The organism is Candidatus Anoxymicrobium japonicum, from assembly GCA_002843005.1.
Classification (GTDB): Bacteria; Actinomycetota; Geothermincolia; order Fen-727; family Anoxymicrobiaceae; genus Anoxymicrobium; species Anoxymicrobium japonicum.
Window position 1 is genome coordinate 1 of the sequence record PHEX01000086.1, and the last position, 5728, is coordinate 5728.

Consider the following 5728-nt stretch of genomic DNA (forward strand, 5'->3'; position numbering starts at 1 on the left):
CCGATGTAAAGGCGAAGCTGACTACCGCGACACTTGTGATCTTCGGGGTATTTTTCCTGGGGATGCTCGCAGGGGCGATCCTGGGCATATTTGTTTAAAAAACGCAACACCGGGGCCTGACCCCCGGTGTTGCGTTTTTACTGCTTAATGAGGAAATCGCTTCTGACGAAACCTTCCAATTCAACGCGCTTGCCCGTGCCAGTCGCGGAGACAAATCCTTTGACCTTCGACCATGATTTGCCGTCCGCGCCGATCACGTCCTCCAGGATGGTGACCGTTTCGCCTTCCTTGAACATGCCGACGGCACTGCCGCTGCTGTCGGCGGTGGAACGCATCCTGACGCCCCGCCCTTTCACCGTGGCAGTCGCTGCGACCTTCGCCGCAACCGGAACTATAACCGGCGCGGAACTCGAGGGTTGAGTGATTTTACTTGTCTTCTCGGATCTGGCTTGAGCGGCATGCCTGGCTTTCTGCTTTTCCGGCTTTCGGAACGTGTCGGAGATGCGCCAGCCGAACGCGAAGCCTACCGTGAATATGCCCGCGAGAACAACAATGAGGAGCGCCAGCAGGATTCCCTCGGTAGCGCGCGTTCTGATTCTCTCACGCGCGGCTTTAGAAGCGGCCCCCGGCTCACGGATAGCCTTTTTATCGCCGCCGATGATGTACTGCCACGCCGCCATCGTGGCGTTGTCCGACGCGTCGCGGCTGAACGCCAGCCTGACCAACTGGCTGGAGCTGCGCTGCACATTTATCGCGGACAGCAGGTTCTCAACCATTTCCTCCTCGCTCACCGTACGCCACAGGCCGTCTGTCACCAGCACAATGATGTCACCGGGGGTGATATCGACCTCGTTGTATCCCAGATAAGCCTCGGTCTCCTGGCCGAGAAATACTCCTTTGGCGGGCAGGGGAGGCGCCTCGGTTGCGGCGACCTCGAAGTTTACAGGAAAGAGCGTCATTGCATCCGTGGACAGGTCGCCCGGATTGCTCGACGTGGTCGCAATTTCCGTCAGGGATTGCGGCGTCAGGTCGTAGAGTCTTTCACTGTGAAGGAGATAAACGCGGCAGCTTCCGGCGTGACCGATATACGCCCGTCTGGCGTCGGCGATCACCATAGTCAGCGACACTTCTTGCCGGACGCCCGCTTCGGGAGTTCGGGCCTCATGGATTTCACTGTTGATTATGGCGAGGTTATCCCGGATGAGGCTTTGCATAGACGCGCTATTGAGCTCTTCTTCGGCTATGGCCGCGGGCTCGATCAGATCACGCAAGCGATCAAGAGCTTTCTTCGCTGGATTCTCCAGGCCGGGGTTCTCAAAAGGCGTGTCGGCGACCGCCACGTAGGAGACGACAGGCATTGGCACACGCCTGCGCGTGTAGTCGTAAACGAAATGGGCGTCGCGTTGCGCCTGCTTCTCGCCAGGATGTGTCGCCACACCAATGTTTTCGGCTTTTGCCTCAGCCATTTGACCCCATTATGCGTTTTGGCATTATAGCTTTATCTCCAAGGCTTTTTCCAGGTTTACGCTTCCTCTTGTCTGGAGGGCGCCGCCTGTCGCCGTCACTTCCGTTACCGTGAAAGGCAGGTCATCGCGTATTACGAAAACCGGATTTGTCGCCATGATCTGCCGGATAGATTCAACCGCCGGGGCTGTCAACTTGACCTTGTCTGCCGAGATGTCTTCTGGCTCGAAGAATACCTGTCTGCCGTCTCGCGCCTTGAGGTTTCCGGTAGCCGTTATGCCGGCGACCGCATAACCGAGGTCTATCCGGCCGCTGACCTGTATCTTTCCGTGCTCGAGCGTGATAGTTGGCTGTAGTACGTAGGAATAGCTGAGCGAAAAGAATCTCATGATCTCGTCGGGGCTTACAAGGGATGTGAAGACGCCATCCGGCCACCGGTTGCTCTTGAGCTCGATCTTGTCGAAGTTGATGTCCTCGAGAGTGATCCCGTTGACCTTGATCTCGAGGCGGGAGTACTGCTTGAACGCGAGGCGCAGAGCGGGAAAGGCGCTTACGGATACGGAAACCTCACGCGCTTTAGGGTACTTATTCTTGATCTCGCGCTTGATGTAGGAAGACGCGATTGCCGGGATGGCGATCTCGCTCGCGATCCATAGAGTGAGAAGCGCCGCCACGATGACAGTGGTTATCTTCCAACCACGGCTCAGTCGCCTCGCGCGGTTTTCACGTTGATCTGAAGAATTTCGTGGCATATCTTTCATCAGGCTTGCTTCGCCGCCAGAACCACCAGTGCGTCCACGGCGACAGGCTCTCCATCATCGGTAATGATCAGCGGGTTGACGTCGATCTCAGCCACGGAATCCATTTCGACTCCGATTCTGCCGAGTCCGACAAGGGCTTGCGCGAGTTTTTTCCTGTCGGCGGGAGATTTGCCGCGAACAGGCCCGAGGATCGCGCTTGCCTTGATGTCGTTCATCATGGAGAGGGCGTCGTTCTCGGTGATGGGAGCGACTCTGAAAACCGTGTCGTCCAGTATCTCTGTAAATATCCCGCCCAGTCCGAACATGACGCACGGACCAAACTGCGGGTCGCGCACGAGCCCTATGACGAGCTCGCGTTCGCCTGACACCATTTTCCCGACCAGCACACCTTCTCGCGGCGCGCCAGCGAGGTTGCCCACTATCCTGTCGTACGCCTCCAGGACCTCGGCATCCGTTTTAACACCGACGACGACGAGCTCTCTTTCGGTTTTGTGAGAGATTCCGGGGCCGCACGCTTTCAGGACTACCGGGTACCCGCTCTCGCCGGCCGCGGCGACGGCCTCATCCGGCGAGGTCGCCAGCTTCTCGCGCGCAACAGTTATTCCGTACTTCTCAATCAGAAGCTTGGAGTCGCGCTCGGACAACGTGGTTTGTTTGCTTTCCAGCGCTTTCCGGATTAAGGTGTCGGTTTCTATCGGGTTCTACCTTCCGATGATGTAGCCATCCGGATCCACTTCGTCCCGCAGGATGCGAAGCTCCTCTTCTGAGGGAGGCGGAGTGGCATCGAGATTGTCCGCCTGAAGCAGCTCGAACCCGCAGTTTTCCTTGACCTTCTCCACTGATACGCCAGGGTGCAGCGACTCGATCCTCATCCTGCACGTTTCTTCGTCGTAGCCCAGTGTGCAAAGGTTCGTAATAACCTTATACGGCCCGGTGCCTTCAGGCAGTCCCGCGGCTTCGCGGGCGCCCTTGCCGGAAAGAAAACCTGGCGTGGTTATGAAGTTCACTTCCGGCACGAACCGCCGGGCGTCCATCGGAGTAATCACGATGGTCTTCCAGCAGATGCTCGCGAGGTCGTTCGCGCCGCCGCTGCCCGGAAAGCGAACCTTTGGCGACTGGTAGTCGTCTCCAATCATTGTGGAGTTGAGGTTCCCGTACATGTCTATTTGCGCGCCGCCAAGGAATGTGTAGTCGACCATTCCCCGCTGACAGCTCTCCATCACGTCATTCATGGTGCTTGCGGTGATCGCCTGGTGAGACGTCCTCGAGTCGCCAACGGATATCGGGAGCCCCGGAAGCAGCGGCGATATGGCGCCCGCCTCAAAGATAGGGATCACGTTAGGGCAATGCAATTTCTGGGCGAGCATCGTCGCGGCCATCGGGACGCCTGTCCCGACGAAGACGGTCGAGTTGTCCTCGAGTATTCTCGAACCGACACAGACGAGCAGTTCGAGCGGATTGTAGTCTGTCATGTGCCTGTCCTCCTAGCCCTTGTTCGTGTAGATAAGCTTGTCGATGGCGCGTAGCTCTCGCATCTTCTTGACGCCGCCGATCTTCTCGAGATACTCCTCGAAATCGCGGACGCCGAAAACGTAATCCTTGTAGAAGCCGTCGGTGCCTTCCTGCGTCTTTACGGTCTCGAGATACATCTTGAAAAAGTCCTCATCGAACCAGTACTCGCCGGGCATGTTGCCTGGATGGCTTCCGTACGGAACCTCCACGACAGCGTCAACACACCAGTATGGGATGACCGTCGATTGTGGGTTGTTGCGGATCTCCTCATGAGGGATCAGCTTTTCGCACGTTACGATGACGCGCTTGGAAGCCCTCGCCAGGTACGGATCCGAGATCAGGATGCCGTCGGTTATCTGGCAGTTTCCGTATATGTCGGCACTGTGCACGTGGACGATCCCGACATCCGGGTATAGCGCGGGGAGGGCCGCGAACTTCTTGCCCGTGAACGGACACGTGATTGTTTTGGCGGCTGATCGCTGAAAAGTGCCTGTCCCCAGCATGTTCCTCGCCGGCATGAACGAGAGGCCGGCCGCGCCCGCGGCAAACCTCCACGCCAGCGCGCTGTTGGACCAGTCGGTCTTTCGTATGGCTTTGCTTTGAAAAGCCTTGCGAGCGCTTGCCGAGAGCCCCCTGATTTCGTAGCCGATAACGTATGAGATGTCGCACCGATCCATGCACCCCGAGGAAGCCAGGAGATCGCTGTCGTAGATCGATGTGTGGCCGGCCATTCCCAGATTGCGCTTTCCCTGCCGGATTATCTCGTAGAGTATCGCGGTGGGGATCCTGACGTGGCCGAAGCCGCCGACCGCGAGGTAATCCCCGTCGTGGACATTGGCGCTCACAGCTTTCTCGATCGACGTCACCTTGTTTACGAGGCTGCGGTTCTTGTTCTTGAAATAAGCCCTCGCGTGATCCGGATCGGGATCGACAAAAAGCTCTTCCTGGCCTTCTTCAAGGCTGATCAACTCTTCGTACAAGGTATTTTGACCTCCTCATTCAACGGGTTTGGCTTACTCTCGTCTTTCAGGCCTTTTTGAGCCCGAGTATTTCACGGGTGTCGTCAACGGTCGCGATCTCGCGATCCGCGAGCCTGGCGATCTCGGCGGCTTTCTTGACCTGCTCCCACGAGCCTTCTGCCAGCTTGCCCTTGCTGATCCAGATGTTGTCCTCGAGCCCGACGCGGATATGCCCGCCGTTGACCGCCGAGTGATAGGCGCCGGCGAACGACGCGGATCCCACTCCGCATGAGCTGAACGTCGCGTCATCCGGTATGGTGTCTAAGAACATGGCGTAGTTGCGGGTCGAGAACGGCATCCCTCCCAGAACGCCGAAGACAAACTGGAAGTGGAGCGGCTCCACAAATACGCCGCCCTGCTCTTTGATAAACAGCACATTGTACAGGCCGCCCATGTCATAGATCTCGAACTCCGGCTTGGTTCCGGCTTCTTTCATCGTGTTGCCGTACCAGACAAGCTGATCGAAAGTGTTCTCGAACAGCACCTCAAAAATAATCTTGTGCTCTTTCCAGTCTCCGACCGCGAAGTTCATGCTGTTTGTGTTGAGGGAAGACATGTCGGGCTTGAACGTCTCGACGACCTTGATTCGCTCTTCTTTGGAAGCGATAGGAGAGATGGCGGTGCTCAAGTTGATAAGGATGGGGCACTCGGCCCTTATGCCTTCAATGATGCCGCCAAGGATGTCGATGTCGGGAGTGGGGAAGCCCATCTCAGGGTCGCGAGCGTGGATATGAACGATCGCGGCGCCGTTCTCGTGGCACTTCACAGCCTCCGCCACGAACTCGTCTTTTGTGTACGGAACGTTTGGGTTCTGCTCTTTTCTTGTTGCTGCTCCTGTTAGAGCCGCCGTTATGATGCACTTTTCAGATGTCGCTGCCATCACAAACCACCTCCACTTTCGAATACCAATAGGAAAACCAACGTATATATATCACAGATATTCCAAAATGACCACCGCTGGTCAGAGGGGTC

At 57.1% G+C, this 5728-nt stretch carries 6 protein-coding genes; all 6 read right to left on the reverse strand.

What is annotated here, in order from left to right:
• Positions 1 to 137: 137 nt before the first annotated feature.
• From CVT63_07610 to CVT63_07635, 6 genes are read right to left on the reverse strand one after another with little or no spacing between them, the layout of a single operon-like run.
• Positions 138 to 1466: a hypothetical protein gene (locus tag CVT63_07610; GenBank protein PKQ27508.1), complete on the reverse strand. Its 1329-nt coding sequence runs from the start codon at positions 1464 to 1466 to the stop codon at positions 138 to 140.
• A gap of 24 nt (positions 1467 to 1490) precedes the next feature.
• The gene (locus CVT63_07615) at positions 1491 to 2225 is read right to left on the reverse strand and encodes a hypothetical protein (protein PKQ27509.1); all 735 of its coding nucleotides are present in this window, start codon (positions 2223 to 2225) and stop codon (positions 1491 to 1493) included.
• On the reverse strand, positions 2225 to 2920 hold the full coding sequence (locus CVT63_07620; GenBank protein ID PKQ27510.1) for a carboxylate--amine ligase: 696 nt from the start codon (positions 2918 to 2920) through the stop codon (positions 2225 to 2227). Before CVT63_07620 ends, CVT63_07615 begins: the two co-directional genes overlap by 1 nt.
• Positions 2921 to 2926: 6 nt before the next feature.
• A complete protein-coding gene (locus CVT63_07625; protein PKQ27511.1) occupies positions 2927 to 3697 on the reverse strand; it encodes a 3-oxoacid CoA-transferase in 771 nt (256 codons plus the stop codon).
• Positions 3698 to 3709: 12 nt separating this feature from the next.
• Complete coding sequence (locus tag CVT63_07630; protein PKQ27513.1) at positions 3710 to 4705, reverse strand: CoA transferase subunit A; 996 nt, start codon at positions 4703 to 4705, stop codon at positions 3710 to 3712.
• Positions 4706 to 4763: 58 nt separating this feature from the next.
• Positions 4764 to 5636, reverse strand: coding sequence for a 3-keto-5-aminohexanoate cleavage protein (locus CVT63_07635; GenBank protein PKQ27512.1), 873 nt, complete (start codon positions 5634 to 5636; stop codon positions 4764 to 4766).
• Between the last annotated feature and the right edge of the window lie 92 nt (positions 5637 to 5728).